Below are 26,853 nucleotides of genomic sequence, written 5' to 3'. Positions count from 1 at the left end.
CGCATGACCGACGCGAATGACCCGCACGCCCTGCTCTACAGCCATCTCGACCCCGAAGAAGCGACTGCGCTGACGGCACGGCTCCTGCAGCCGTGCGACGATGGCGAGCTCTACCTCCAGTTCATGGCGAGCGAGATGTTCGCGTTCGACGACGGACGACTCAAGACAGCCGATTACAGTCGCGATTCGGGCTTCGGTTTGCGCGGCGTCGCTGGCGAGACCACCGGCTTCGCGCATGCCAACGAGATCAGCGCGAAAGCCATCGCCCGCGCGGGCGAGACCTTGCAGCTACTCGATGCGACCAAATCGCCGCATAGCGCCCCGCCGGTGCGCACCAACACGCATCTCTACACCGACGCCAGCCCGCTCGATCTCGTGCCCTTCGCCGAGAAGGTCGCGCTGCTCGAAAAGATCGACGCCGTCGCCCGCGCCAAGGACCCGCGCGTTGCCCAGGTCACCGCCGGTCTGTCGGCCAGCTGGAGCGTGGTCGACATCATTCGCGCCGACGGCTTCACCGCGCGCGACATCCGCCCGCTGGTGCGGTTAAACGTCTCGGTGGTCACGGAGCAGAACGGCCGCCGCGAGACCGGCAGCTTCGGCTTCGGCGGCCGCTATCTCTACGATCGCCTGTTCGACGAGGGCCGATGGATGCGCGCGGTCGACGAGGCCGTGCGCCAGGCACTGGTCAATCTCGAAAGCGTTGCAGCACCGGCAGGGGAAACGACTGTGCTGCTCGGCCCCGGCTGGCCCGGCATCCTGCTGCACGAGGCTGTCGGCCACGGGCTGGAAGGCGATTTCAACCGCAAGGGCACCAGCGCCTTTTCCGGCCGCATCGGCGAACGCGTCGCTGCCCCCGGCGTGACCGTGATCGACGACGGCAGCATCGCCGAACGGCGCGGTTCGCTCACCATCGACGACGAGGGCACGCCCACGCGCGAGACCGTGCTGATCGAGGACGGCATCCTCAAGGGCTACATGCAGGACCGCCTCAACGCGCGCCTCATGGCGGTGGAGCCGACCGGCAACGGCCGCCGCGAAAGCTACCAGCATGCCCCCATGCCGCGCATGACCAACACCTTCATGCAGGGCGGCAAGGACGATCCCGCAGAGCTGCTGAGCCGTGTGGATGACGGTATCTACGCTACCAGCTTCGGCGGCGGCCAGGTCGATATCGTGAGCGGCAAGTTCGTCTTCGCCTGCACCGAAGCCTACAAGGTCGAGAAGGGCAGGATCGTGGCGCCGATCAAGGGCGCGACGCTGATCGGCGACGGGCCGAGCGTGCTCACCCGCGTCACAGGCATCGGCAACGACATGGCGCTCGACGAAGGCATCGGCATGTGCGGCAAGGGCGGGCAGGGCGTGCCTGCGGGCGTCGGCCAGCCGACGCTCCTGATCGACGGCATCACGGTCGGCGGCACCGCCTGACCGCGCCGGGAAGGCAACTCATCGCAGGTTCAGGCGTTTTCGATTACACCGTCGCAAGTCACAGGAGACTCGCCATGTTCAAACCCCTGATTGCCGCCAGTGCCGCCCTGACGTTGCTCGCCGCGCCCGCCTTTGCGGACGATCATGGCGAAGCCGAAATGACCAAGGGCGAAGCCAAGCTCGCTAGGATGCTCGAAGGCCGCGTGGCCGGAGAGCCGGAGAACTGCATCCGCACCTTCGGCAGCCGCAACATCCAGCAGATCGACGGCACCGCGCTCGTCTACAAGTCGGGCAACACGATCTGGGTGAACTACACGCGTTCGCCCGACCAGATCGATTCTGACGAGATCATGGTGATCAAGCGGTTCGACGGCAGCAGCCTCTGCCGCACCGACCAGATCACGCTGCGCGAACGCTTTGGCGGCTTCTTCTCGGGCGTGATCTTCCTCGACGATTTCATCCCCTATCGCGTGCCCGAGAGCGAGGGCGAAGGCTGAACCGAGCGGCAGCCAGCGCGGCGGAGCTTGGCAGGCCCAACCCGCAGCGCGCATAGGGGTTTTCGAGAGGAGACCCCTATGATCAGTCCGCAGACCCCCGTAGATTCGCCCTTCGGCTACCGCTCGACCGCGCGAGAGGTGGCCGAGGGAATCGACCTTTCGGGCAAGACCGTGGTTGTTACTGGCGGCTATTCCGGCATCGGCACCGAAACCGTCCGCGCACTCGCCGGTGCCGGTGCGAGGGTCCTGGTCGGGGCACGGCGGGCCGATGCCGCGCATGAGGTGCTGGACGGGATGGAGGGCGAGATCGCGATCCTCGCGCTCGACCTTTCCGATCCCGCCTCGATCGACAGCTTCGCCGAGGCGGTCGCGGGTGAAACCGACACGATCGATATCCTGATCAACAACGCCGCCATCATGGCGAGCCCGCTCGCCCGCGATGCCCGCGGCTACGAGATGCAGTTCGCCACCAACCACCTCGGCCATTTCCAGCTCACCGCGCGGCTGTGGCCGCTGCTGGTCGCGGGCGGCGGGGCGCGGGTCGTCGTGCTCTCCTCGATCGGCCACCGGCTCGGCGGGCTCGATCTCGACGATCCGAATTTCAAGGCGCGCGATTATGACAAGTGGCTCGCCTACGGGCAGGCGAAATCGGCCAACGCGCTGTTCGCGCTGCAGGTCGACAAATTCGGCGAGGCAAAGGGCGTGCGCGCCTTCGCCGTGCACCCGGGCGGCATCGCCACCCCGCTCCAGCGCCACCTCACGATGGAGGAGCAGAAGGCAATGGGCTGGTACGACGAGGAGGGCAACGTCCACAAAGCCTTCAAGTCCACCGAGGAAGGCGCCGCAACAAGCGTCTGGTGCGCGGTCTCGCCGCTGCTTGATGGCATGGGCGGAGTCTATTGCGAGGATTGCGATGTGGCCAAACCCGCCGATCCCGAGAATCCGCGCGCCGGCGGGGTGTGCCCGCATGTCCGCGACGAGAACCTGGCCGAGGCGCTGTGGCGCAAGTCCGAAGAGATGACCGGGGTCAGCTTCCCCGGCTAGCCGCATAATATTCGCACAGGTCGTTGACCGGACAGCCTGCGCATTTCGGGGCTCGGGCACTGCAGATGCGCTTGCCGAACTGGATCAGCCAGAAATGCCCGTCGCGCAGCGCCCATTCCGGTGAGCGATCCTGGAGCTGCTGCGCGGTCTTGTCCGCCGTCTTCGCCTCTGTCAGGCCGATGCGATTGCACACACGGTGCACATGCGTGTCGACCGCGATCACGTCCTTCCCGAAGGTGAAGCTCAGCACGATATCGGCGCATTTGCGGCCGATCCCCGGCAGGCTCAGCAGCTCCGCCCGCGTATCGGGCACCACCCCACCATGTTCGGCGATAAGCGCCTCGCAGAAGGCCCGGATATTGCGCGTTTTCATGTTGTAGAGACCGCAAGGCCTGATCGCAGCGGCAATGGCGCGGTCGTCGAGCTCGAGCATCTCCTCGGGCGTCGTCGCAAGCGCGAACAGGGCGCGCGCCGCCGATGCCGTATTTCGGTCGAGCGACTGGGCCGAAAGCATGCACGAGATGCACGAGCGGAACGCGTCGGGCTGGCCTTTCGGGCCCTTGGCCCCGCGCGTTCGCCCGGGCATTTCATTGGCGAGGATGCGATAGACCCCCTCGACCTGAACCTCGCTCAGCAAGGGTCAGGCCGGGATCGGATCGTCGACCTTTTCCAGGCTCGGATAGTCGGTGTAGCCCTCGGCCCCGCCGCCATAATAGGTGTCGGGATCGTCTTCGTTGTACGGACCGTCCTGCGCGATGCGCGCGGGCAGATCCGGATTTGCGATGAACATCCGGCCGAAGGCGATGGCATCGGCATGACCGTCGGCCACCCACTGCGCCGCCATCTCCGGCGTGAAATTGCCATTGGCGATGAACGGCCCGTCGAAGGCTGCGCGCATGTCATGGATGATCTGGTCGCCCTTGCCCTTCTCGCCGTCGGCCCCGCCGTGATCGGTGGCCCGGACCGTGTGGAGATAGGCGAGCCCGCGCCCGGCCAGCAGCTTTGCCGCGGCGGGATAGGTTTCGCCCGGGTTCTCGTCCGCGCTACCGCCGGCCCCGCCGATGGGGGTCAGGCGCACGCCGACGCGGTTGGCGGGCAGCTCCGCCAGCACCGCCTCGATGGCTTCGCCCAGCAGGCGCAGGCGGTTGTCGAGACTGCCGCCGTATTCGTCCTCGCGGCGGTTCACGCCCGAGCGCATGAACTGGTCGATCAGATAGCCGTTCGCCGCGTGCAGCTCCACCCCGTCGAACCCGGCCTGGGCGGCGCATCGCGCGGCATGGCTGTAATCTTCGAGCACTTTCGCAATGTCTTCCTTGGTCATTGCGCGCGCTTCCTCGAACGGCACCTGCGGGCCGTCGGGATGGCGATCGCCCACGAACGCCTCGCCTTCGGGCGTCCAGGCGCTGGACGAAACCGGCGCGCCGCCGTCGGGCTGGAAGACCGGATGGCTGACCGCGCCCACGTGCCACAGCTGGCAGACGATCCGCCCGCCCGCATTGTGGACCGCATCGGTCACCGGCTTCCAGCTTTCGACCTGCGCGTCGGTGAAGATGCCGGGCGTCCAGGCATAGCCCTGACCCTGGTGGCTGATCTGCGTCGCTTCGCTGACGATCAGGCCGGCACCCGCGCGCTGGGCGTAATAGAGGGCATGAAGGCCCGTCTGCTCGTTCGTCTTCGCGGTCGACCGGCTGCGCGTCAGCGGCGCCATCAAGATCCGGTTGGGCGCCTCGAAGGCGCCGATGGTGACGGGGTCGAAGAGGGGGGCGTTGCTGGGCATGGATATCTCCGTTGAGGGGGTTTTCCTCCCAACGGGACAGGGCCGCGCTGCGTTCCGAAAATCAACCTCCGGCGCGCGCCTGCCCGGTCTTGCATAGCGACAGCGCGAGGCAGTGCGCGCAATCGGGCGATGCCGGGCGGCAGGAGGTCTGCCCGAGCTTCTTCATCAGCAGGTGATGCTCGTCGAAATCGCCACCGTCCCATTCTTCCGGCATGACCGGCATGATCGCCTCGAACGCGCGATCGGTGCTGGCCTTGGGCGGGACCAGCCCCATGCGCTGGAGGATGCGGGTGTGATGGCCATCGAGCACGATCGCGCGCCGGTCGAGCGTGGAGGCATTCATCACGCCCGCGGCGATCTTGCGACCGATGCCGGGAAGCTGTTCGAGCCAGCGCATGGCGGGCAGAGTCTCCATCTCGGCGAGATGCGCCAGGTCGACCGCCCCGCGTCGTTCGATCAGCGCGGTGAGGCTCGCCTTGAGCCGCTCGGCGGCGATGTTGGGATAGGTCTGCGTCGCAAGCTCGGCCTGGAGGTCATCGAGCGGAGCCTGCGCCACTTCTTCCCACGAGCCGTAGCGCCTGAGCAGCCGGTCGGTCGCCGCATTCGAGACCTCGGATTTGGTCCGCGCGCCAATGACGCCCTGCACCAGCACCCACTCGGGCCTGCGCCATTCCGCCGCCGCCCGCTCGATCCGCCCGAAGCGCTGGACCAGCAGCGCCTGCAGGCGGCGCAGCGTCTCGGTGCGCGGGTCGGAGCCGAGGTCTAGCTGCAACTTACTCCCACTCGATCGTGCCCGGCGGCTTCGAGGTATAGTCGTAGACGACGCGGTTGATGCCCTGCACCTCGTTGACGATGCGAGTCGCGCAACCGGTTAGGAAGCTCGCGTCGAAGGGGTAGACGTCCGCCGTCATGCCATCGGTCGAAGTCACCGCGCGCAGGCCGCAGACGCTGTCGTAGGTGCGATAATCGCCCATCACGCCCACGGTCTTGACCGGCAGCAGCACGGCGAAGGCCTGCCAGATCGCATCGTAAAGGCCAGCCTTGCGGATCTCGTCGAGATAGATCGCGTCGGCCTTGCGCAGGATGTCGCAGCGGTCCTTCGTGACCTCGCCAGGGATGCGGATGGCGAGGCCCGGCCCGGGGAAGGGGTGGCGGCCGACGAACATGTCGGGCAAGCCAAGCTCGCGGCCGAGTTCGCGGACCTCGTCCTTGAACAGTTCGCGAAGGGGTTCGACCAGCTGCATGTTCATGCGCTCGGGCAGGCCGCCGACATTGTGGTGGCTCTTGATCGTCACGCTCGGCCCGCCGGTGAAGCTGACGCTCTCGATCACGTCGGGATAGAGTGTCCCCTGCGCGAGGAAGTCCGCGCCGCCGATCTTCTGCGCCTCGGCCTCGAACACGTCGATGAAGGTCTTGCCGATGAACTTGCGCTTGGCTTCGGGGTCGGTGACGCCTGCGAGGCCGCTCATGAACAGCTCTTCGGCATCCACGACGACGAGCGGGATGTTGTAATGGTCGCGGAACATGGTCTCGACCTGCTCGCGCTCGTTGAGGCGCAAGAGACCGTGGTCGACGAAGACGCAGGTCAGCTGTTCGCCGATCGCTTCGTGGATGAGGATCGCGGCGACCGAGCTGTCGACCCCGCCGGAGAGGCCGCAGATGACCTTGCCGTCACCCACCTGCTCGCGGATCTCGCGCACCTTGGTCTCGCGATAGGCGGCCATGGTCCAGTCGCCCGCGAGCCCGCAGACGTGACGCACGAAATTGGCGATCAGCTTGCCGCCGTCGGGCGTGTGGACGACCTCGGGATGGAACTGGGTGCCGTAGAACTTGCGGCTCTCGTCCGCGATCACCGCGAAGGGCGCGCCGTCGGAAATCGCGACGATATCGAAGCCGGGGGCGAACTTCGTCACCTTGTCGCCGTGGCTCATCCACACCTGGTGGCGCTCGCCGACCTGCCAGAGGCCGTCGAACAAGGCGCAATCCTTCGTGACCGTGAGGTAGGCGCGGCCGAATTCGCCGCCTTCGCCAGTCTCGTGCCCGGGGCGGACCTCGCCGCCCAGCTGGTGGCTCATAACCTGCTGGCCGTAGCAGATGCCGAGGATCGGCAGGCCTGCCTCGAACAGCATTTCCGGCGCGCGCGGACTGCCTTCCTCGGGCACCCCGGCTGGCGAGCCGGAGAGGATGATGCCCTTCGGCTTCAGGCGAAGAAACGCATCCTCGGCCTGCGTGAAGGGTGCGATCTCGCAATAGACCCCGGCTTCGCGCACGCGGCGGGCGATGAGCTGGGTGACCTGGCTGCCGAAATCGACGATCAGGATAGTGTCTGGGAGGATGGAATCGGGAATGTGTGCGTCGTCCATGGCGCAAGCGGTTAGGCAGGGGCCGGTGTTCTGTCCAGCGGCAGGACCATGCCGGCGCGACAAAAGACAGGGCTGCGCGATCGTTGCGCCAAACGCAACACCCCTCTCCGTTTTCTCACTTTTGTTCGCGGAACCGTAATATTATTACAGTCTCACATTCGGAAGCACGGCGATCTCCTAGCGCCTTTCCGGAGCAAGAACAGTCGGGCCCGCGCCTCCTCCCCCAATGAGCGCCCGCCCGGACTGGCCTTCCTTGCCCCGCGGCCCGGCTCTTCCGGCCCCGCCGCCCGGCAAGGCGATATGGCAGCGAGTAGAGACGCGGCTGCCGGTTCCTCCTCTCCCCTCCCCCCCCCCCCGGAACCGGCACCGCGCCTCGAAGCGCATCGACCGCATTCAGGCAGCCGCATCTCCCGAATCCGGCCTGTAGGAATAGAGGGTTCGCGTGGAGCCGGTGTTGATGATCTTGGGGTCGCACACGAGCCATGGTTCGCCCACGATGCCCAGCTTCACCGCGTAGCAATAGGTGAAGTGCTTCCCGATGGCATTGGTGTCATGCATCACCAGGTCGTCGATGGTCGCGCCGCCAGTGACCGTGATCACCTCGCCCGACGACTTTGCCCCATGCGATGGGCCGGGCTTGGCGTCATTCGGCAAGACCCAGAAGCTGTTGCCCGCCGGTTCGGCCAGTCTGGTAGGGACCAGTTCTCCATCGAGCTCGACCGCCGGCGAGCACCAGACGTAGGTGATCGCGACTTCCTCGGTCACCCCTGCCTTTTTGAGGTTCACCGTGCCGTTCTTGTGGACGATCGTGGGTTTGAGCGGGAGGACCTGCTGGAAGTGGAACTTCCCTTCATATTCCCCGGTGTTGCCCTTCTCCTTCACATCGCGCACGAAGACGTTCACTTTGACTTCGAGTACCATCCCGCTTCTCCCTTCCATGCTGTCTGCAGGGTTCATGCGCCCGCTATCCGGTCGTCGATTGCCGGATCGATCTGCTTGGCCCGGAAGCGCGCCCTGAGCCGCGTCGCGAGTGCCTTCTGTCCGAGCCGTTCGGCCGCTACCGCCCGCAAGGCCGTGGCGTTGATGTTGAAACCGCTACGTCTGTCGTCCACCGCCAGCGCGCGCGCATAGGCGGTCGCTTCGCCCTCCGGGTCTCCGCTGCGGGCATTCGCCAATGCTTCGACGATATGCGCGGCAACGATCGGCCAGACGTGGTCGGGATCGTCCGGATCGAGCTTCTCGAGCCAGCGCGCGGCAAGCGCCTTGAGGGCCGCGGGCGACTGGTCGGCCCGGTCGGTCAGCGCGCGGGCCAGCTGGAGGCCGGCGGGGCGTTCGACATTCCAGCTGGCGTGTTCCGGATCGCGTTTGCGCAGATCGTCGACCAGCGCCTGCGTGCGATCGAAATCGGACGTGGCCGCGGCGACCTTGCCCTCGCGCCAGTTGAGGAACCCGCGCTCGAGGAAGACGCCGATCGCGACTTCGCGGCTGACGGTGTTCTCCGGATCGTGGCGGATCACGGCATCGGCCTCGCGCGCGGCCAGGTCGAGCACGCTCCGCGCCTCGCCGCGCTTGCCCGAGAGGGCGAGCAGCCAGCCCATCCGCTGCCGTGCGAAGATCGCCATACGGCGGGCGTCGTAATTGTTCGGGTCCTTCGCCAGCACCTCGCGATAGAGCGCGATCTCCTCGCGGCGGATTCTCGCCGAACCTGCGAAATCGGCCAGATACTGCCGCGTCGTCGCCACCCAGCTGAGCCCTTCGCCCAGCTCGATCACGCGCGCCGCAGGCCGTCCTTCGGCCTCCGCAACCCCTTCGACGATCTCAACGCTGCGCTCGAACTGCGGCAGCGCGTCTTCGTAGCGCCCCTCGCCGACCGCCAGCGTTCCCAGATTGCTGAGCGCGTAGGATTCTTCCATCTGCCATGTGAGGTTCTTCGGATCGCGCCGGGCAAGCCGCTGCGAGATTGCGGCATATTCGCCCAGCGCACGCTTGGCCTCGGCCAGCTCGCCGCGCTGCCAGGCAAGATAGCCGACCCAGTAGAGGCTCTGCCCATGGTCGAAGAGCCGCTCGGGATCGTCCGGGCTGCGCGCCAGCAGCTCGCCCGTGGTCCGCGCCGCTTCGCGGACGGCCGGCAGGGCGACGTCGTTCTTGCCGCGCAGGTTCTGGACTTCGGCCACCAGTTGCACGGCCTTCACCCTTCGGCCGAGCTCGTCCGGCGTAAGGTTCTCGATCTTCTGCCGCGCGTAATAGTCGAGCGCACGCGACCCCACCCCGTCGAGCAGGTCCAGCCGCCCGACCGGTTCCAGCTGTTCGCGCAGATCGGTGAGCATGTATTCGACGAGGCCGTTCGCTTCCGCGCGCTCGGCCCGCGCGACATCGCGCTGCTGCGTGACGAACAGCGCCAGGGCGATGGCGACGACCATGCCGGCGAAGGACGCCCCCGCCGTGACCGCCATCCGGCGATGCCGCCGGTGCGCTTCGCGGTTCACCAGTCGGTCGAGCCCGACACCCGCGAGACCGGCCGCCAGCTTGAGCATGCCGAGCTTGCGACCGTCCGCCTGCGGGCGCAGATCCGCCGCCACCGGCTCGATCGTATCGTCGGTCGGCTCGCCGTTCTCGTGGCGGACCAGCAGCGCGGGCGGAATGTTGTAGGGCGGCTCGCCATCGACGACGGCGAGGAAGATCCGGTCGTCGCCATGACCTGCGCGGAACAGCTCGATTTCCCGCGCGATCCAGGGCGAGACGGCGGCGGCAGGCGAGCACAGGACGATCAGGGCTTCGCTGGCCGCCAGCGCGCTCTCGATCGCGGCGCCGAGGTTCTGCGATGCCGGCAGCTCTTCGCGGTCCTTGAAGATCGGGCGCAGGCCCTCCCCGTCCTCGGCGATTTCCTCGGGCAGGCGGTAGCTTTCCAGCCGCTCGTGTAGCCACTCGGCCACCTCGCGGTCGCGATGGCTGTAGCTCAGGAATGCCTTGTAGCGGCGCTGCTCCAAGTCGTGCCCCCCAATTCGGCGTGCGGCAAGCGACTCGAAGGGGAGGTTCTGTTGTTGCGCCCACTATCCGCGCCGGACGGGCGGATTGCAAATGGGGCCGGTCAGGCCGGGAGGCCGCGCCGAGTCGCCTCCTCGCGCAATTCGGTCTTGAGCAGCTTGCCGATATGGCTGCGTGGCATGTCCGCGATGGCATGAAGCTGGGCGAGGCGCTGGGTCTTGCCGAGCCGGGAGTTGACCGCCGCCATGATCGCATCGCAACCGCGCGCATCGGGCTTCAGCGTCACGAAGCCGACCGGGGTTTCGCCCCACCGTTCGCTCGGCACGCCGATCACCGCCGCTTCCACGACATCCGCTTCCTTGGCCAGCTCGTCCTCCAGATCGACCGGGAAGATGTTGAATCCACCCGAGATGATCATGTCCTTCGCGCGGCCGACCAGTTCGACGAACCCTTCCGCATCGACGCGCCCGATATCGCCCATGCGTTGCCACACCTCGCCGGTCTCCGGATCGCTCCAGTAGCCCTCGCGCGTCTTCTCGGGCTGGTTCTTGTAGCCCATCATCATCGTCTGGCTGCGGCCGATCAGGTTGCCCGGCGTGCCCGGCGCGACCGGTCGGTCCTCGTCGTCGAGCACCTTCAGTTCGCTGCCCGGTGCCGGCCGCCCGACGGTGTGCAGCTTGTCGGGAAACTTGTGTGCTTCCAGCAGACAGACGACCCCGCCCTCGGTCATCGAATAGATCTCGATCAGCGCGCCGGGCATGCGGTCGAGCACCTCGCGCTTGAGGTGCGCCGGGAAGGGCGCGGAGGTGCAATATTTCAGTTGCAGCGCCGACAGGTCGAAATCGTCGAAGCGCGGTTCCTGCATCAGGCGGCGGTATTGCACGGGCACCAGCATCGTCACCGTTGTCCGATCGCCCTGCGCGAATTCCAGCCAGCGCAGCACGTCGAACTTGCGCATTACCCGGACCGTGCCGCCGGCCAGCAGCGGCGGGAGGAAGGCAACCATGGTGGTGTTCGAATAGAGCGGCGTCGAGGCAAGGCTGCGCACCGGCAGGCCATTCTCCAGCCAGCTGGAAGCGGTCGCCGCGAATTGCCGCCAGCGCATCTGGTGTGAATGGACGATCCCCTTGGGAACGCCGGTCGTGCCGGAGGAATAGATGATGTTGAAGGGATCGCCGGGCTGCGGATCGAAAGCCGCTGCCTTGGTGCCTGCGGGCGCCATCCAGTCGTCCACATCCTCGTCCAGCACTACCCGGACCATCCCGGGAAAGCAGTCGTCTCCCAATTCGGCAAGCTTGGCCCGGTCGATGAAGATGTGCTTCGCGCCCGAGTCCGCTGCCATGCCCGCCAGCTGCTCGGGACTGGCGCTCGTTGTCAGCGGCGCCGCCACCCCGCCCGCGCGCACTGCGGCGAGGAACACCAGCGCATAGGGGATCGAGGAATAACCGAGGATCGCGACCGACTGCCCGCGCGCCAACCCGTCGTCCTGCAAGCGCGCCGCGATCCGCTCGACCCGGTCGCCGAGTTCGGCCCAGCCGAGCTCGCCCTCATCGTCGCGCAGTGCAACCTGATCGCCGAGCGCCGAGGCGTTGTCGGCGATGATCTGCGGAAAGCTGCCGAATGGTTCGGTCAGCGCTGCTGTCTGTGTCTCTCCCATTTCCGCAGACTATCGCAGCGTTTTCCCGTGTCTAGCCGCCAGCGAGGCTGCCGAGCGAAAAAGCGAGGATGGCGCCCAGCGCGGTCGCCACGCCTGCCCAGTGGCGGTCTTCCCTGTAGGCTTGCGGAAAGACCTCGGTCGCGAGGCTCGCGATCACCGCCCCGGCGGCAAAGCAGCGAATGATCGCCAGCGGACCTTCGCCGACCCCTTCGAGCGCCAGATTGCCGATGATCGCGGCGGCGGAAAGGATCGCAGCGGTCCACACCCATAGCCACAGAACCTTCGCTTTCGAACGTCCCCCTTCCGCCATCGCGCGCGCGCCGCCCGCCGCCTCGGGCAGGTTGGACAGCAGGATGGAACCGGCGAGCGCCGCCACCTCCAGCCCGCCCGCGCCGATCAGGGCGACGCCGAGCGCAAGGTTCTCCGGGATACCGTCGAGCGTGATCGCGGCGAGCAGGCCGCCGCCCGAATCGCTGCCCCATTTCTCGTCGATCAGATAGTCGCACAGCGCGAAGACCGCCGCCCCCGCCCCCACGCCCAGCATGGCGTGGAAGATGCTGGTCCTGTCGATCGAAGGCTGGATCAGTTCGCTTGTGACGGACAGCAGCAAGGCGCCGCCGGCGAGCGCAACGAGGAAACCCTCGACGCCCTTCGGCAGCTTGCCGTAAATTCCCCAGATCGCCCCCAGTACGAGCGCACCCGACACCACGAGGACGACGGTGAACAGCATCAGCATTCGATCACGTTGACCGCGAGGCCACCCTGCGATGTTTCCTTGTACTTGCTCGACATGTCGATGCCGGTCTGGCGCATGGTCTCGATCACCTGGTCGAGGCTGACCGCGCTTTCCGCGCCGGTGCGGTGGAGCGCGAGGCGGGCGGCGTTGACCGCCTTGACAGCGCCGATCGCATTGCGCTCGATACAGGGCACCTGCACCAACCCGCCAACCGGATCGCAGGTGAGGCCGAGGTTGTGCTCCATGCCGATCTCCGCCGCACTCGCGACCTGATGCGGCGTCCCGCCCCACAGCGCAGCGAGGCCGCCCGCCGCCATCGAACAGGCGACGCCCACTTCGCCCTGGCAGCCCATTTCGGCGCCGGAGATGCTGGCGCGCTGTTTGTAGAGCAGGCCGATCGCGCCGGCGGTCAGCAGGAAGGTGCGGCGCTTGTCGGCGCAGGGGGCGCCTTCCACTTCGCAGTAGAACCGGATGACCGCGGGGATGATACCCGCCGCGCCATTGGTGGGTGCGGTGACCACGCGGCCACCTGCGGCATTCTCCTCGTTCACCGCCATGGCGTAGCAGTTGAGCCAGTCGAACAGCTGCTCGCGCTCGTTCGAGAGGGGATTGGCCGAGAGCTTGTCCCACAGGTCCGGCGCGCGGCGCGCGACCTTGAGGCCGCCCGGCAGGACGCCGCGTTGGGTCAGGCCGCGATCGATGCATTGGTCCATCGCCTGCGCGATCCGGTCGAGCCCCGCGCAGGTCTTGTCGCGCAGACGAAACGCATCCTCGTTGGCGAGCACCAGCTCGGCGATCGACAGGCCGGTCGCGTCGCAAGCCGTCAGCAGGTCATCTGCGGAGCCGAAGTCGTGCGGGACCTTCGTGCCGGTGTTGATCCGGTCGCCCTTGGGCTTGCGCTTGAGCTGCGCTTCGGAGGCGACGAAACCGCCGCCGGTCGAGTAGTAGGTGCGCGCCAGAAGTGTGGCGCCGGTTGCATCCTGCGCGGCCAGCTTCATACCGTTCGGGTGCAATGCTGGGATGATGTGGCCGGCAAGGTCGATATCGCCTGAGACGTCGAACGCGATGGTGTGCCTGCCGCCGAGATCGAGCCAGCCACCCTCGCGAATCGCCGCCAGAGCCGCCGCCGCCTCGTCGGGGCAGGTGGCGTCGGGCGCAAAGCCAGCGAGCCCGAGCACGGTCGCATCGACAGTCCCGTGGCCGATGCCGGTCAGCGCGAGCGAGCCCTGCAACTCCACCTTGACTGCCGCCGTCCGCTCCAGTCTGCCAGCCCGTTCCAGCGCCCGCACGAAGGTCCGCGCGATCCGCATCGGGCCGACCGTGTGCGAGGAGGAGGGACCGATCCCGATCCGGAAGATGTCGAGCACCGAAAGCATGGATCGCGCCCCTGCGCCCCGCCTGCCGTAGCGTCAAGCAAACTCGCGATTAATCGGGATTTGCCAAGGCCTTGACCAGATCGAACAGGAAATCGCGCCCGACATAGAGCGAGGCCGCGCTGATCCGTTCGTTGAGGCCGTGAACGCCGTTGCCGTCGGGATCGCCCCAGCCGCCGGGCACGCCGTAGCTCGGGATGCCGGTGGCGGTGAGGAAGGTGGAATCGGTGTAGCCGTTCGACATCACCGGAACGAGCGGCACGCCAGGGAAGTATCGCTCCACCAGCGCGCGCGCCGGGCCGAGGATGCGTTCGTCCATCGGCGGCTGCGGCGGGGCCGGGCGGCGCGGTTCGAGGATGGTGATCGCAAGGCCCTCGTCACCGACGATCCGCGCCAGTTCCTCCCCAACCGATTCGATCGAATTGCCGGGGAAGATGCGGCAGTTGACGTTCGCCTGCGCGCGCTGCGCCAGCGCGTTGCGCGCGTGACCTGCCTCGAGCATCGTCGCCACACAGGTCGTGCGCAGGTTCGAATGCAGGAAGGGATCCGCGTTCACCACCGCCTCGGCCTCGGCATTGGTCGGGTCCTCCGCCAGCGCGACCATCGCATCGCCGATCGCATCGCCGCGCCCTGCGCCTGCGACCCTGAAATAGGTCCGGTTGGTCTCGTTGAACTCGAGCGGGAAGCGGTGCGCGCCGATCTTCACCAGCGCCTCAGCCAGCTGGGTGATCGCATTGTCGGGGCGCGGGACCGAGCTGTGGCCGCCGGGATTGGTGAAGGTGAGGACGTAATTGGCGAAGATCTTCTCGCCCACCTGGATGGTCTGCTCGACCACCTTGCCGGTCTCGTCGGCGGTGCCGCCGCCGCCTTCGTTGATCGCGAATTCGGCGTCGATCAGCTCACGGCGGTTGTTGACCAGCCACTCGACACCGTTGAAGGCGCCATTGGTTTCCTCGCCGCAGGTCAGCGCGACCTTGACCGTGCGCTGCGGGCGATAGCCGGCCTTCCGGAAGCGGATCAGCGTATCGACGAGGCCCGCCGCCATCGCCTTGTCGTCCGCGACGCCGCGCGCATAGAGATAGCCATCCTCCTCCACCAGCGTGAAGGGATCGCGTTCCCAATCCTCGCGCTTGGCCTCGACCACGTCGATATGCGCGATGGCGAGCAGCGGCTTCAGCGTATCCGACGTGCCCGGATAGACCGCGACCAGACCGCCTTCGCGCGGGGCCTCGGCGGTGGCGAACAGGGTCAGCTGGTCGTCGGTGAAGCCGGCCTTGCGCAACCGCCCGGCCATGCGCTCGGCGGCCAGCGTGCAGCTCCCCTTGCTGAGCGTCGTATCGGTTTCGACCAGTTCTTCGAACAGGTCGCGGAAATCGCGCTGGTCGGCGCTGAGTTCGCCCGGCGTATAGCCTTGCGCCATCGCCTGCGCGGGCAGCAGCGCCAAGGTTGCAGCCATCGAGGCCAGCACGAGTTTCCGCATATCTCTTCTCCCCTTCAGAGACCTGCGACCCTAGCGGATTTGCCTGTGGATGAAAGCCGCCCTCGCACCTTTCGGTTTCGTCCCCCTGTGCCTATATAATCGGCATGGAAAACGACACCCCGGCAACCCCCGAAAAACAGCGCCAGAACGGCGAATACGGCGCGGATTCGATCAAGGTCCTGAAGGGCCTCGACGCCGTGCGCAAGCGCCCCGGCATGTATATCGGCGATACCGACGACGGATCGGGCCTGCACCACATGGTGTTCGAGGTGTCGGACAATGCCATCGACGAAGCGCTGGCGGGTCACTGCGACCTCGTGCTGATCGAACTCAATGCCGACGGATCGGTGAGCGTCGAGGACAACGGCCGCGGCATCCCGGTCGACATGCACAAGGAAGAAGGCGTCTCCGCGGCCGAGGTCATCATGACCCAGCTGCACGCGGGCGGGAAGTTCGAGAACACCAGCGACGACAATGCCTACAAGGTGTCGGGCGGCCTCCACGGCGTGGGCGTCTCGGTCGTCAACGCGCTCTCCGAATGGCTCGAACTCGTCATCTGGCGCGAGGGCAAGGAACACTGGATGCGCTTCGAGCACGGCGATGCGGTGGAATCGCTGCGCGTCGTGGGCGATGCCCCGCCGGTCGACTCCAACGGCGATGCGAACGGCCTCAAGAAGGGCACCCGCGTCACCTTCAAGGCCAGCGAGGACACGTTCAAGAACGTCACCGAATTCGACTTCGAGAAGCTTGAGCATCGCTATCGCGAGCTCGCCTTCCTCAATTCGGGCGTGCGCATCAAGCTGCGCGACAACCGCCACGAGGAGCCGCTGGAGCATGACCTGTTCTATGAAGGTGGCATCGCGGCCTTCGTGAAATATCTCGACCGCAACAAGCAGGCGCTGGTGGCCGAGCCGATCTCGGTCAGCGCCGAGAAGGAAGGCATCGGGATCGACGTCGCGCTGGAGTGGAACGACAGCTATTACGAAAACGTCCTGTGCTTCACCAACAACATCCCGCAGCGTGACGGCGGCACCCACCTCGCCGCCTTCCGCGCCGCGCTGACGCGCACGCTGAACAATTACGCCAGCGCGTCGGGCCTGATGAAGAAGGAAAAGGTCAGCCTCTCGGGCGAGGACATGCGCGAAGGCCTGACCGCGATCGTGTCGGTCAAGCTGCCCGACCCCAAGTTCGGGTCGCAGACCAAGGACAAGCTGGTCAGCTCCGAAGTCCGCCAGCCGCTCGAAAGCCTGATGGGCGAGAAGATGACCGAGTGGCTCGAGGAAAATCCCAACGACGCCAAGCAGATCATCCAGAAGGTGATCGATGCCGCCGCCGCGCGCGAAGCCGCGCGCCGGGCGCGCGAGATGAGCCGCAAGGGTGCGATGAGCATCGCCTCGCTCCCCGGCAAGCTCGCCGATTGCCAGGATCGCAATCCCGCGAATTGCGAACTCTTCCTGGTCGAGGGCGATTCCGCAGGCGGCAGCGCCAAGCAGGGCCGCGACCGCAAGACGCAGGCGATCCTGCCGCTGAAGGGCAAGATCCTCAACGTCGAGCGCGCCCGGTTCGACCGGATCATCTCGTCGAAGGAAGTCGGCACGCTGATCCAGGCTATGGGGACCGGGCTGCGCGACGAATTCAACCTCGAGAAGCTGCGGTACCACAAGATCGTCATCATGACCGACGCCGACGTCGACGGCGCGCATATCCGCACGCTGCTGCTGACCTTCTTCCATCGCCAGATGCCGGAGATCGTGAAGGCCGGGCACCTCTTCATCGCGCAGCCGCCCCTCTACAAGGTGACGCGCGGCAAGAGCGAGGTCTATCTCAAGGATCAGGCGGCCTATGACCGCTATCTGATCGAACAGGGCCTGACCGGCCGCGTGCTCGAAACCCGCGAGGGCGCGATCCCGGAAACCGGGCTCAACGCGCTCGTCGAACACGGCCTGCGCATGCGCAACCTGCTCGCCTTCGTGCCGCGCAAATACAAGAGCGAGCTGATCGAAGCGCTGGCGCTCGCCGGCGCGCTCGACCCGGCAGGCGGCGACCGCAGCGCGGCGCTGGACCGTGCGGCGGCGCATCTCCAGATGGGCGATCCGGAAGCCAGATGGTCCGCCGCCATGGGTGACGACGGCAAGGTCCGCCTCAGCCGCGTATGGCGCGGCGTGACCGACGTCCACGAGATCGACGCCGCCTTCCTCGACAGCGCCGAGGCGCGCAAGCTCCACCGCGTGGCTGCCGAACATGCCGATGTCTACGGCGCTCCCGTACGGCTCGTCCGCAGCACCGCCGAAGCGCTCGACGACAGCGACGCCGACGAGGGTGAGGATACCGATGCGCCCGCCGCATTCGGCGACGATGCCATCACCCTGCCGACGCAATTGCTCGAAACCGTCATGGCGGCAGGGCGCAAGGGCCAGAAGATCCAGCGTTACAAGGGCCTCGGCGAGATGAACGCCGAGCAGCTGTGGGAGACCACGCTCGATCCCGACAACCGCGCGCTGCTGCAGGTCAAGGTCGAGGATGCGGACGTGACCGACGAGATCTTCACCCGCCTGATGGGCGACGTGGTCGAACCGCGCCGCGAATTCATCCAGTCGAACGCGCTCAACGTCGCCAATCTCGACGTCTGATCTCCTGACGGACTGATGGAACGGGCAGCGTGACCGAGGCGGCAATCTGGATCGCGAACCTGCTGACGGGAACAGCGGCCTCGATCGTCGCGACCCTTGCGGTGGCGGTAATCGGCCTGTTGCTGCTGTCCGGCCGGGTCGACGTCAGCCGGACGATGCGCGTGGTGCTGGGCTGCTTCGTGATCTTCGGCGCCGGGGTGATTGCAGCCGGCCTCACCGATCTCGCCAGCGGCGCGAGCGACCGGAGCGCACAGGTGGCTACGCTTCCGCCGCCGCCCGCCTATGTCCCGCCCGACACCGATGCTGGCGGATATGACCCCTATGCGGGTGCCGCCGTCCCCGACAGGTCGAGCGCCGAGGAACGCTGGCTCCAGGACTGACGCGCGCTCGTCTTGCCGGCTCGCAGTAAATCCGGCACTGCGGCAAAGTAGAACTTGGTGGTTCGCGCAGCGCAATACTTGTCTGCGAAAATACTTGCGGACCACGCCCACGTATCGGTGAAGTGCGCTTGCCAAAGCGGTGCAGTCGGCTAGATTGGAAATACGGGATCGGTTGGGGAATCATGTGTCGCGCTTGCGGTTGCCGCAACACGGCCGCGCACACGCTCCTCCTCGGATCCGGACCCGATCGTTTTGGCAAGGTCGCACGATGAGCGCGTTGGAAAGAGATACGGTTTTCACCGGGCTGACCCGCCCGCAACTCCTGCTCGGGGTGCCGTTCGGCTTCGTCGTGCTGAACGGCGTGCTGGTGACCGAACTGTTCCTGGTCTTCAAGGCGTGGTGGGTCCTGCTGGTCGGCGCCGCAGCGCATCTCGGCGCATGGGTGGTCACCCTCGACGATCCGCATCGCTTCGACCAGTGGCTGGTCAAGGTCCGCACCTGCCCGCGCGTCCCCAATTTCCGCGCCTGGCGCTGCAACAGCTACCGCCCATGAACGCGAAGACGGTCGCGCCGGTCTGGAGCAAGGAGAAGGGTGTCGGCGAACACCTGCCCTATGCCGCGCAGATCGACCCGCGCACGCTGCGGCTGCGCGACGGGCGGCTGATGCAGGTGATCGAGCTGGAAGGTATCGCCTTCGAGACGCTCGACAGCGAGGAACTCGACTATCGCAAGGCGCTGCGCGACGCGATGCTGCAATCGCTCGGCACCTCGCGCTTCGCGCTGTACCAGCATGTCGTGCGCCGCCGGGTCGAACCCGTTCTGGACGGCGAGTTTCCCGACGAATTCACCGCGCAGCTGGATCGGCGCTGGCGGGAACGGCTGAACCGCAAGGCGCTGTTTTCGAACCAGCTGTTCCTGTGTGTGATCCTGCGTCCGCTGCAGGGGAAGGGCGGCAAGGTCAGCGGGATCGGCCGCCTGTTCCGCAGTACCTCTGCCGTCGAGCGCGAGGCCTTGCTGAGCGAGGATCGCGACCGCCTGGCCGCAGCGGTCGACGCGCTGGAGGCGTCGCTGGGCCATTATGGCGCGCGCGTGCTCGAAAGCTACGAGCATAATGGCGTGTTGTTTTCGGAACAGCTCGAGTTTCTTTCCATGCTGCTCGACGGCCCGGCGCGCCCGGTCGCGCTGCCCGAAAGCGATGTCGGGCACTATCTGCCGCGCCGGAGGGTGAGCTTCGGCGCGCACAGCGTGGAACTGTCCAGCGACGGCACCCTGCCGCGCCGCTTTGCCGCGCTGATCGCGATCAAGGAATATCCGGCCCAGACCAGCTCGGGCTTCCTCGACGATGTCATGCGCCTGCCGTTCGAGCTGCAGATTTCGCAGAGCTTCGCGATCGTCGACCGGCAGGCTGCGGTGGGACGCATCAACCTGGCTCTCAGGCGCATGCGGGCGGCGGACGACGAGGCGCTGAGCCTGCGTGACGAGCTGGCCGAAGCGCGCGATGCCGTCGCCGCCGGGCGGACCATCTTCGGCGAACACCACCTCACCATCACCGTCTTCGGCGAGAGCGAGGATGAGCTGGCGAGCAATACGTCCGAGGTTCAGGCGACGCTGGCCGATCTCGGCGTGGTGTCGACCCGCGAGGATCTCGCGCTCGAGCCCTCCTTCTGGGCGCAGATGCCGGGCAATTTCAAGTATATCGCCCGCCGCGCACTGATCTCGAGCCGCAATTTCGCCAGCCTCGCGAGCCTGCACAATTTCCCCACCGGCACCGCGTCGGAAAATCACTGGGGCCCCGCGGTCTCGGTGCTGGAGACCAGTTCGGCCGGCCCCTACCACTTCAATTTCCACCATGGCGACCTCGGCAATTTCACCGTCATCGGGCCGTCGGGGTCGGGCAAGACGGTGGTGCTGAACTTCCTGCTGGCGCAGGCCCGCAAGTTCGATCCGCGGATTGTCTTCTTCGACAAGGATCGCGGCGCGGAGCTGTTCCTGCGCGCGACCGGCGGGCGTTACGACGAGCTGCGCACCGGCCTGCCGAGCGGCCTCAATCCGCTCGCGATGGAGGATACGCCCGAAAACCGGCGCTTCCTCGCCGACTGGATCGGCCAGCTGGTGACCGAGCCCGGCGTGCCGCTGACGGCGGAGGATCGCGCGCGCATCCGCGAGGGCGTGGACGCCAATATGGAAGCGCCCATGCGCTTCCGCCGGCTGGCGCATTTCGCGCAATTGCTGAAGGGCGGCGCGCGGCCGCATCCCGGCGATCTTGCCGCGCGGCTCGCGCCGTGGTGGGGGGAAGGCGAGCGCGCCTGGCTGTTCGACAACGAGCACGACCTCGTCGATCTCGACCAGAAGGTCGTCGGCTTCGACATGACCCGCCTGCTCGACGATCCGGTCGTCCGCACGCCCGCCATGATGTACCTGTTCCACCGGATCGAACAGCGGCTCGACGGCACGCCGACGATCATCGTGGTCGACGAAGGCTGGAAGGCGCTCGACGACGAAGCCTTCACCAGCCGGATCCGCGACTGGGAAAAGACCATCCGCAAGCGCAACGGCATCGTCGGCTTCGCCACGCAGAGCGCGGAGGATGCGCTCGACAGCAAGATCGCCTCCGCCATCGTCGAACAGGCGGCAACGCAGATCTTCATGGCCAACCCCAAGGCCCCTGCGGCCGCCTACAAGGACGGGTTCGGCCTGACCGAACACGAATACGAGATCATCCGCTCGCTGCCCGACACGGCACGCGCCTTCCTCGTCAAGCATGGCCAGCATAGCGTCGTCGTGCGGCTCGACCTTTCGGGCGAGCCCGACCTCATCACCATCCTTTCCGGCCGCGAGACGACCATCCGGATGCTGGACGAGATGCGCGGCGACGGCGGCGACTTGCCGAGCGACTGGCTGCCGCGCATCCTCGAACGGGCCGCCGCCTGATGGCCTGCGGTGCGCCCAATATCGTGCTCGGCACCGCGCAGCGATACGCGGGCTGGATCGATTGCCAGGCGGCAACCATCGGGCGCGACGGGTTCCTCGGTCTTGCCGGCTACACCGTCGACAGCGGCCTGCTCACCGCGACGCTGACCATCTTCATCGCCCTGATCGGGTATCGCCTGCTGCTGGGCGGCAGGGTCGACCTTGGCGATGCGACGGGCTGGGCGGCGAAGCTCGGCATCGCGCTCACCATGCTCACCGGGTGGATCGCCTTCCGCACCGTGTTCTACGACCTCGCCCTCGGCGCGCCGGCGGAGATCGCGGGCCGCATCGCGGGCGCCAGCGGCATCGCCTTTGACGAGAGCGCGGTGCGCCTCCAGCGCGCCTATGATTCGCTGCGGCTGGGGCTCGACGTTCCGGTGGCCGGTGTCGCCGATGCCAGCGAATACCAGACCCAGCCGGCGCTGCCGATCACGGCGGTGATGTTCCTGCTCGTCACGATCGGGTTCGGCGGCGCGGCCAAGCTGGCGGCGGCCTTCCTGCTGGCGATTGCGCCGCTGCCGGCGCTCGCCCTGTTGTTCGGCCCCGCCATGGGGATCTTCGCCGGCTGGCTGCGCGCGCTGCTGACAACCGTTTTCGCCGCAGCGGGCCTAGCCCTTACCGGAGCCCTCACGCTGGTCGCGGTCGAGGCCGAGATCGCGCGCATGCAGGGCCTCGGCATCGCGAGCCGGAAACTGATCGACGAGCAGGCACCCATGGCGCTCGTCCTGCTGTTCATCCTCGCCTCGCTCGCGATCGTCTGGCTGAGCGCGAAGATCGCCGCGGGCCTTGCCGAACGGCTGTGGCAGGTTCCCGCCGCGCAGGGCGCATCCGGCCAGTGGATCACATCGCGCGAGGCGGCCCGGCAGTCGGTCGCGGCAGGAGTCCCGGCCAGCGTAAGCGGCACCGGCACGGCTACTTCCAGCATCTCGCGCTCAGCCCGCATCGTCGAGGCGTTCGACCGGTCGGCCCGGCGCTCCGACGGGTTCGGCGGTGGCGGCGGCGTCGGTCCCTTCCGGCACGTCGCGGGCACACAAGCAGGCGGACAGCCGCAGGCCGCCGGCCAACCGGCCACCAGTTCTTCTACCAGACAAGGCGCACGGCGCGCGCTCGGGCGCCGCCACCGCAGCGCGCTACGCAGGGATCGCATCGGATGACGGAGCAGAAACAGGACGAGTATTTCGAGCTCGCCCAGAGCTGGGCGCTCGAAAGCGATGCCCGCCAGAACAAGTCGCGGCGGATCGCGTGGACCGTGGCAGGGGTGGCCGCCGGCGTGGCCGCGCTCGAGGCGCTGGCGCTCGTCATGCTCGTCCCGCTCAAGGAGACCGAGAGCGTCATGCTGCTGGTCGACCGGACGACCGGCTACGTGCAGGAAATCTCTCCGTCGCAGGCGAACGGCATCCGCGCCGACGACGCCCTGCTCGAATCCATGCTGGCGCAGTACGTTGCCGCGCGCGAACGCTTCGATCGCGACACCGTGCAGGAGGATTACCGCAAGGCCTCGCTCTGGTCGGACGGCACCGTCGGGCGGGCCTATGCCGCATCGATGGCCGCCACCAACCCGCGCAGCCCCTTCAACCTCTATCGCAGCCGGGAGGTCCGCGAAGTCGAGGTCAAGAGCGTGACGCAGGTCGAACGCGGCCGCGCGCTGGTGCGCTTCGACAGCTTCCTGACCACCGGCGACGGGCGCCGGGTACCCGACGGATCGTGGATTTCGCTCGTCCGCTATCGCTTCTCCGATGCGCCGATGGCATATGAGGACCGGTTGCTCAATCCGCTCGGGCTGCAGGTCACGGGGTACCGGCGCGATGCCGAGCGCCCGGCGGAAGCGGTGCCGCTGGCCCGGCCGCTCGATGTCGCAGGAGACGGGCTGTGATACGCAGCATCCTTCCCATCGCCATCCTTGTCGCCGCCCTGCCAAGCGCGGCGAGCGCACAGGAAGACCCGCGGATCGTCGAGGAGCGCTACAGCCCCGACGCAGTCTATGCGATTTCGATTTCGGCGGGACACGCCTCGGTCGTCCAGCTCGAAACGGGCGAAGTGGTCGAGAGCATCGTGGTCGGCGACCCCGAAGGCTGGCTGGTCGAAGCGACCGCCAGTGCCGACCGGGTCGTGATCAAGCCCACGCCCGACGCGCGCCGCACCAATATGGTCGTGTTGACGACCAAGCGCAGCTACACCTTCACCCTCGATGCCTTCGGCGGCGTCGACGTCTTCGTCATGCGGTTCGACTATGGCATGGCGGAACCTGTCGAAGCTGCGCCGCAATCGACCTACCGCATGCGCGGCGACCGGGACCTCTACCCGCGGCTGGTGTCCGACAATGGCCGCACGACCTCGATCTTCTGGTCCGGCGCCACGCCCTTCCCGGCGATCTTCGTACCAGATGCGAGCGGCTCGGAGATCCCCGCGTCCTATCGCGCCGCCGGGGACGGCCTGATTGTCGAGGGCGTGCACGATCGCCTCGTCTTCAGGCGCGACCGCCAGGAAGCCACCGCCACCCGCCGGAGCGCGAAGTAATGGCTAGCGCCGCCGAAAACCCGGATACCGCCGATCGATCGCGGACCGTGCTGAGCGTCCGCCCGCCACGCGCGGGCCTGCCCGACTGGGCATGGATCGCGCTCGCCGGGCTGGCGGGCCTCGGCGTCTTTTCCGTGCTCGCGGGCCAGCGCGGTTCCGGGAGCGACAGTAGCCCGTTTGCGGCCACGACGGGCCCCGCGATCGTGTCTCCGCCGCCGCTCGTGCTGCCGCTCGAAAACGCGCAGGCACGGCCCGGCATGCCCCCCTTCGCCTATGACGATAATCCGCGCCCGGCGCCGCCTTACGCGGTGGTGCGGCAGGAACCGATGGCACCGGCGCTCGCCCCGTCCTACGCAGCGCCCGCGCCCCGTCCTGTCGCCGACTATGCAGAGGCCGCCCCGCCGATGCCATATGAGGAGGTGCCCCCGAGCCCCAGCTTTGCCGAGCCGTCCGCGCCGGTTCCCGCGCTCGTGCTGGACCGCGGCGTCCAGCGCAATCTCGCGCGAGCCGGGTCTTCGGCGCGCAAGACCGCAAACGCCGAACCGGGCATGATCGACCCCGACGGTCCCCTCCGCCCCGAGGTCATGGCGCGCGGCCCTTTCCTGCTGCCGTCGGGCCGCCTGATCCCGGCAGTGCTGGAGACGCCGGTCGACACGTCGCGCGGCGGCCCCGTACGCGCGCTCGTTTCCTCCGACGTGCGCGGCTTCGACGGACGCGAAGTATTGATTGCCAAGGGCTCTTCCTTGCTGGGCGAATATGCGGCAGGTGCGGAGAACGGCAAGCGGGTGCTGATCAACTGGAACCGGATCCTGCTGCCCGACGGGCGGCAGGTGCGGATCGATTATCCCTCCACCGACCGCAACGGCACAGCCGGGGTGGAGGGCAAGGTGCACAACAACACGCTGGGCCGCTTCGCCGGGGCCGTGTTGCAGACCGCGCTCAACACGGCAAGCTTCGGCCTGATGAACCGGGTGACGTCGGGTACCGTTGTCGTCGGTGCGCCGGTTCCGCAGGTGTCGCAGGCCGGGCAACAGGTTTCGCGTCGCCGGATCACCATCCCGGCAGGCACAGTGGTCAACGCCTTCGTCAACCACCCGATCGACTTTGCGGACGACGGCGCATGAGCAGCGGCGCGGCCCGTGCCGCCAATGACGAGGTCGCCGCGGACTCCTACCTCTCCGTTTATCTCGCGCCCTTCATCGGGCAGCTCGGCCAGGCCGACGTCACCGACATCTATGTCAACCGGCCGGGCGAGATCTGGATCGAGCGGCTGGGCGGCAGGATCGCCTGCGAACCGGCACCGGACCTGACCGAAGGCCTGCTGTGGCGGCTGGCGCGGCAGGTCGCCAGCCTCAGCAACCAGGGCATCAGCCGCGCCGAACCGCTGCTGTCCGCGCGCCTGCCCGACGGCTCGCGCGTGCAGGTGATCGCGCCGCCCGCGACGCGGGGGCCGCTCGCCCTTGCCATCCGCAAGCATGTCAGCTCCAACCTCGCTCTGGACGATTACGTCGCGGCGGGGGCCTTCGAGGGGACGTCGCGGGGCGAGCCGACCGACACGACATCGGACCGCCTGCGCGAGCATTACATCGCCGGCGACTGGCCGCGCCTGTTGGCCGAGGCGGTGCGCGGCCGCCGGACGATCATGGTGTCGGGCGGCACCTCTACGGGCAAGACGACCTTCCTCAACGCGCTGCTGCGCGAGATCGGCGAGACCGAGCGGCTGCTGTTCATCGAAGACACGCCCGAATTGCAGATGCGGCACGCCAACGCCGTCGGCCTCGTCAGCGTACGCGGCGAGCTGGGCGAAACCAAGGTCAGCGCGGAGGACCTGCTGATCGCCTCGCTGCGCATGCGGCCCGACCGCATCATCCTGGGCGAATTGCGCGGAAAAGAGGCGGCGACCTTCCTGCGTGCGATCAACACCGGCCACCCCGGCTCGCTCACCACGATCCACGCCAATTCCCCGCGCCACGCGATCGACCAGCTCGCTTTGCTGGCGAGCCAGGGCCTCGCGATGGATCGCAACGATGCCGCCGACTACATCCGCGCGACCGTGGACGTGATCGTCCAGCTCAAGCACGAAGGCGGCAAGCGCAGCGTCGCCTCAATCCTGATGCCCATGGTAGACGGGACCTGACCTTGCGCGCCCCGGCGCCAATCGTCGCGCGTCCCGGCTGCTCCGTATCCGCTGCACATAGGCCAGCAGGCCCGGCACCATGAGCGGGGCGACCCCGCCAACACCGGCCATCGCCAGCCAGAACGCCGGCTCGGAATGGCCAGAGCCGCGAAGGTAGGCGGCCAGCGCAAGCACGATCCCGCTTCCGACAACGAGCGGCTTGACGAGCCTCCCGGCCAGCCGCGCGAGCGGTCCATACCGGCTAAAATCCGGGCGCAAGCCGCCCATCGGATAGAACATCTGGTAGAACCCATAGGGACCAACCAGACAAGCAAAGTAGAGGAACACCTTGGTAGTCATCGCGCCTCGGCCACCCGCACAGGCCCATAGCCCCGGTCGATTACCGAGTGCCGCAAGCGCCTGCCGACAATCCCGTGGTCGAGGAAGGCGACGATCTCGTCCACCACCCCGGCGCACCCGGCGACATAGCGATCGACATCCTCCTGCGTTCTCACCCGACGCCAGAAACGATCGGGCCTGAACGGCACGAAATACCGCGGCCAGGCGTATGCGCTCACCCATTCGTCAAGCCAGGTGGAGAGGACCTGATCGGCAGGAATACGACCTTCCGGTCCTACTATTCCTGCCGGATCTACGGTTCCAGCGCTTATCCCGAATCCGTCGCCCCACTTTTCGATCAAGATCTCGACCAGCTGTGTCCCGGATTCGGATGGCCTTCGCAGCTGACCGAACGGCGCATTTGAAAGAAATGCTCGATCGGCACTTACCAGTTCCCACCAGTCGTGTTTCTCAAAGCCCCGTTCGACGAATTTCGGGAGAACCTCCTTCCGAAGCGCTGTCACGATCATGGATTTGCGGTCAAGATTCGCCAACGCTTAATCG

24 protein-coding genes are annotated in these 26,853 nt (G+C 67.2%); 12 read left to right on the top strand and 12 right to left on the bottom strand.

The genetic code is table 11. The features are described from left to right. Window positions 1-3 precede the first annotated feature (3 nt). From tldD to K3172_RS03330, 3 genes are all read left to right on the top strand, one after another. Window positions 4-1,425 (top strand): metalloprotease TldD, encoded by a 1,422-nt coding sequence (tldD, locus tag K3172_RS03340; protein WP_221587042.1) that lies wholly within the window; start codon window positions 4-6, stop codon window positions 1,423-1,425. Window positions 1,426-1,499: 74 nt separating this feature from the next. Beyond that, a complete protein-coding gene (locus K3172_RS03335) occupies window positions 1,500-1,922 on the top strand; it encodes a hypothetical protein (protein ID WP_221587041.1) in 423 nt (140 codons plus the stop codon). A gap of 78 nt (window positions 1,923-2,000) precedes the next feature. Beyond that, the gene (locus tag K3172_RS03330; RefSeq protein WP_221587040.1) at window positions 2,001-2,966 is read left to right on the top strand and encodes an oxidoreductase; all 966 of its coding nucleotides are present in this window, start codon (window positions 2,001-2,003) and stop codon (window positions 2,964-2,966) included. Here K3172_RS03330 and K3172_RS03325 read toward each other — a convergent pair. The 10 genes from K3172_RS03325 to K3172_RS03280 all read right to left on the bottom strand — a co-directional run bounded on the left by K3172_RS03325 (window position 2,950) and on the right by K3172_RS03280 (window position 15,337). Continuing rightward, the gene (locus K3172_RS03325) at window positions 2,950-3,603 is read right to left on the bottom strand and encodes an endonuclease III domain-containing protein (protein WP_221587039.1); all 654 of its coding nucleotides are present in this window, start codon (window positions 3,601-3,603) and stop codon (window positions 2,950-2,952) included. The genes K3172_RS03330 and K3172_RS03325 overlap by 17 nt on opposite strands. Before the next feature lie 3 nt (window positions 3,604-3,606). Further along, complete coding sequence (locus K3172_RS03320; RefSeq protein ID WP_221587038.1) at window positions 3,607-4,743, bottom strand: alkene reductase; 1,137 nt, start codon at window positions 4,741-4,743, stop codon at window positions 3,607-3,609. 61 nt (window positions 4,744-4,804) lie between these two features. Further along, a complete protein-coding gene (locus K3172_RS03315; RefSeq protein ID WP_221587037.1) occupies window positions 4,805-5,515 on the bottom strand; it encodes an endonuclease III domain-containing protein in 711 nt (236 codons plus the stop codon). A gap of 1 nt (window position 5,516) precedes the next feature. Then, window positions 5,517-7,106 (bottom strand): glutamine-hydrolyzing GMP synthase, encoded by a 1,590-nt coding sequence (gene guaA / locus K3172_RS03310; RefSeq protein ID WP_221587036.1) that lies wholly within the window; start codon window positions 7,104-7,106, stop codon window positions 5,517-5,519. A 393-nt stretch (window positions 7,107-7,499) separates the two neighbouring features. Further along, on the bottom strand, window positions 7,500-8,027 hold the full coding sequence (locus K3172_RS03305; protein ID WP_221587035.1) for a hypothetical protein: 528 nt from the start codon (window positions 8,025-8,027) through the stop codon (window positions 7,500-7,502). Between the two features lie 32 nt (window positions 8,028-8,059). Then, window positions 8,060-10,093: a toll/interleukin-1 receptor domain-containing protein gene (locus K3172_RS03300; RefSeq protein WP_221587034.1), complete on the bottom strand. Its 2,034-nt coding sequence runs from the start codon at window positions 10,091-10,093 to the stop codon at window positions 8,060-8,062. A 101-nt stretch (window positions 10,094-10,194) separates the two neighbouring features. Then, window positions 10,195-11,748 (bottom strand): class I adenylate-forming enzyme family protein, encoded by a 1,554-nt coding sequence (locus tag K3172_RS03295; protein ID WP_221587033.1) that lies wholly within the window; start codon window positions 11,746-11,748, stop codon window positions 10,195-10,197. Between the two features lie 31 nt (window positions 11,749-11,779). Next, complete coding sequence (locus K3172_RS03290) at window positions 11,780-12,484, bottom strand: ZIP family metal transporter (protein WP_221587032.1); 705 nt, start codon at window positions 12,482-12,484, stop codon at window positions 11,780-11,782. After that, the gene (locus tag K3172_RS03285) at window positions 12,478-13,860 is read right to left on the bottom strand and encodes an L-serine ammonia-lyase (RefSeq protein WP_221587031.1); all 1,383 of its coding nucleotides are present in this window, start codon (window positions 13,858-13,860) and stop codon (window positions 12,478-12,480) included. The genes K3172_RS03290 and K3172_RS03285 overlap by 7 nt, the downstream gene beginning before the upstream one ends. Before the next feature lie 49 nt (window positions 13,861-13,909). Continuing rightward, window positions 13,910-15,337 (bottom strand): M20/M25/M40 family metallo-hydrolase, encoded by a 1,428-nt coding sequence (locus K3172_RS03280; protein ID WP_221587030.1) that lies wholly within the window; start codon window positions 15,335-15,337, stop codon window positions 13,910-13,912. Window positions 15,338-15,441: 104 nt separating this feature from the next. Here K3172_RS03280 and gyrB point away from each other — a divergent pair, with 104 nt between their 5' ends. The 9 genes from gyrB (at window position 15,442) to virB11 (ending at window position 25,971) form a co-directional block, all read left to right on the top strand. Next, window positions 15,442-17,967 carry a DNA topoisomerase (ATP-hydrolyzing) subunit B gene (gene gyrB, locus K3172_RS03275; RefSeq protein WP_221587029.1) on the top strand — a complete coding sequence of 842 codons (2,526 nt, stop codon included), beginning with the start codon at window positions 15,442-15,444 and terminating at the stop codon, window positions 17,965-17,967. A 29-nt stretch (window positions 17,968-17,996) separates the two neighbouring features. Further along, window positions 17,997-18,347, top strand: coding sequence for a TrbC/VirB2 family protein (locus tag K3172_RS03270; protein WP_221587028.1), 351 nt, complete (start codon window positions 17,997-17,999; stop codon window positions 18,345-18,347). Window positions 18,348-18,615: 268 nt separating this feature from the next. After that, complete coding sequence (locus tag K3172_RS03265) at window positions 18,616-18,900, top strand: VirB3 family type IV secretion system protein (protein WP_221587027.1); 285 nt, start codon at window positions 18,616-18,618, stop codon at window positions 18,898-18,900. Next, window positions 18,897-21,278, top strand: coding sequence for a VirB4 family type IV secretion/conjugal transfer ATPase (locus tag K3172_RS03260; protein WP_221587026.1), 2,382 nt, complete (start codon window positions 18,897-18,899; stop codon window positions 21,276-21,278). The genes K3172_RS03265 and K3172_RS03260 overlap by 4 nt, the downstream gene beginning before the upstream one ends. Next, window positions 21,278-22,471: a type IV secretion system protein gene (locus tag K3172_RS03255; RefSeq protein ID WP_221587025.1), complete on the top strand. Its 1,194-nt coding sequence runs from the start codon at window positions 21,278-21,280 to the stop codon at window positions 22,469-22,471. The genes K3172_RS03260 and K3172_RS03255 overlap by 1 nt, the downstream gene beginning before the upstream one ends. Further along, entirely contained in the window at window positions 22,468-23,190 is a 723-nt protein-coding gene (locus tag K3172_RS03250) for a VirB8 family type IV secretion system protein (protein WP_221587024.1), read from the top strand. Before K3172_RS03255 ends, K3172_RS03250 begins: the two co-directional genes overlap by 4 nt. Next, on the top strand, window positions 23,187-23,834 hold the full coding sequence (locus K3172_RS03245) for a TrbG/VirB9 family P-type conjugative transfer protein (RefSeq protein WP_221587023.1): 648 nt from the start codon (window positions 23,187-23,189) through the stop codon (window positions 23,832-23,834). The genes K3172_RS03250 and K3172_RS03245 overlap by 4 nt, the downstream gene beginning before the upstream one ends. Continuing rightward, entirely contained in the window at window positions 23,834-24,958 is a 1,125-nt protein-coding gene (locus K3172_RS03240; RefSeq protein ID WP_221587022.1) for a TrbI/VirB10 family protein, read from the top strand. The genes K3172_RS03245 and K3172_RS03240 overlap by 1 nt, the downstream gene beginning before the upstream one ends. Next, window positions 24,955-25,971: a P-type DNA transfer ATPase VirB11 gene (gene virB11, locus K3172_RS03235; protein ID WP_221587021.1), complete on the top strand. Its 1,017-nt coding sequence runs from the start codon at window positions 24,955-24,957 to the stop codon at window positions 25,969-25,971. The genes K3172_RS03240 and virB11 overlap by 4 nt, the downstream gene beginning before the upstream one ends. Here virB11 and K3172_RS03230 read toward each other — a convergent pair. Together K3172_RS03230 and K3172_RS03225 are read right to left on the bottom strand one after the other, a co-directional pair. After that, a complete protein-coding gene (locus K3172_RS03230) occupies window positions 25,939-26,310 on the bottom strand; it encodes a hypothetical protein (RefSeq protein ID WP_221587020.1) in 372 nt (123 codons plus the stop codon). The two genes, virB11 and K3172_RS03230, sit on opposite strands and share 33 nt — an antisense overlap. Beyond that, window positions 26,307-26,843 (bottom strand): hypothetical protein, encoded by a 537-nt coding sequence (locus tag K3172_RS03225; RefSeq protein ID WP_221587019.1) that lies wholly within the window; start codon window positions 26,841-26,843, stop codon window positions 26,307-26,309. The genes K3172_RS03230 and K3172_RS03225 overlap by 4 nt, the downstream gene beginning before the upstream one ends. Window positions 26,844-26,853 lie beyond the last annotated feature (10 nt).

The sequence above is a fragment of the Qipengyuania proteolytica genome (genome assembly GCF_019711565.1).
GTDB lineage: Bacteria > Pseudomonadota > Alphaproteobacteria > Sphingomonadales > Sphingomonadaceae > Qipengyuania > Qipengyuania proteolytica.
Note: the sequence above shows the minus strand (reverse complement) of the source record. Positions and strands in the feature narration are given on the sequence as shown.

Excerpts from the sequence above, each read along its gene's own strand:
- tldD (WP_221587042.1), top strand. The coding sequence starts at position 4 with ATGACCGACGCGAATGACCCGCACGCCCTGCTCTACAGCCATCTCGAC.
- K3172_RS03335 (WP_221587041.1), top strand. The coding sequence starts at position 1,500 with ATGTTCAAACCCCTGATTGCCGCCAGTGCCGCCCTGACGTTGCTCGCC.
- K3172_RS03330 (WP_221587040.1), top strand. The coding sequence starts at position 2,001 with ATGATCAGTCCGCAGACCCCCGTAGATTCGCCCTTCGGCTACCGCTCG.
- K3172_RS03320 (WP_221587038.1), bottom strand. The coding sequence starts at position 4,743 with ATGCCCAGCAACGCCCCCCTCTTCGACCCCGTCACCATCGGCGCCTTC.
- guaA (WP_221587036.1), bottom strand. The coding sequence starts at position 7,106 with ATGGACGACGCACACATTCCCGATTCCATCCTCCCAGACACTATCCTG.
- K3172_RS03305 (WP_221587035.1), bottom strand. The coding sequence starts at position 8,027 with ATGGTACTCGAAGTCAAAGTGAACGTCTTCGTGCGCGATGTGAAGGAG.
- K3172_RS03295 (WP_221587033.1), bottom strand. The coding sequence starts at position 11,748 with ATGGGAGAGACACAGACAGCAGCGCTGACCGAACCATTCGGCAGCTTT.
- K3172_RS03290 (WP_221587032.1), bottom strand. The coding sequence starts at position 12,484 with ATGCTGATGCTGTTCACCGTCGTCCTCGTGGTGTCGGGTGCGCTCGTA.
- K3172_RS03285 (WP_221587031.1), bottom strand. The coding sequence starts at position 13,860 with ATGCTTTCGGTGCTCGACATCTTCCGGATCGGGATCGGTCCCTCCTCC.
- K3172_RS03280 (WP_221587030.1), bottom strand. The coding sequence starts at position 15,337 with ATGCGGAAACTCGTGCTGGCCTCGATGGCTGCAACCTTGGCGCTGCTG.
- gyrB (WP_221587029.1), top strand. The coding sequence starts at position 15,442 with ATGGAAAACGACACCCCGGCAACCCCCGAAAAACAGCGCCAGAACGGC.
- K3172_RS03265 (WP_221587027.1), top strand. The coding sequence starts at position 18,616 with ATGAGCGCGTTGGAAAGAGATACGGTTTTCACCGGGCTGACCCGCCCG.
- K3172_RS03260 (WP_221587026.1), top strand. The coding sequence starts at position 18,897 with ATGAACGCGAAGACGGTCGCGCCGGTCTGGAGCAAGGAGAAGGGTGTC.
- K3172_RS03255 (WP_221587025.1), top strand. The coding sequence starts at position 21,278 with ATGGCCTGCGGTGCGCCCAATATCGTGCTCGGCACCGCGCAGCGATAC.
- K3172_RS03250 (WP_221587024.1), top strand. The coding sequence starts at position 22,468 with ATGACGGAGCAGAAACAGGACGAGTATTTCGAGCTCGCCCAGAGCTGG.
- K3172_RS03240 (WP_221587022.1), top strand. The coding sequence starts at position 23,834 with ATGGCTAGCGCCGCCGAAAACCCGGATACCGCCGATCGATCGCGGACC.
- virB11 (WP_221587021.1), top strand. The coding sequence starts at position 24,955 with ATGAGCAGCGGCGCGGCCCGTGCCGCCAATGACGAGGTCGCCGCGGAC.
- K3172_RS03230 (WP_221587020.1), bottom strand. The coding sequence starts at position 26,310 with ATGACTACCAAGGTGTTCCTCTACTTTGCTTGTCTGGTTGGTCCCTAT.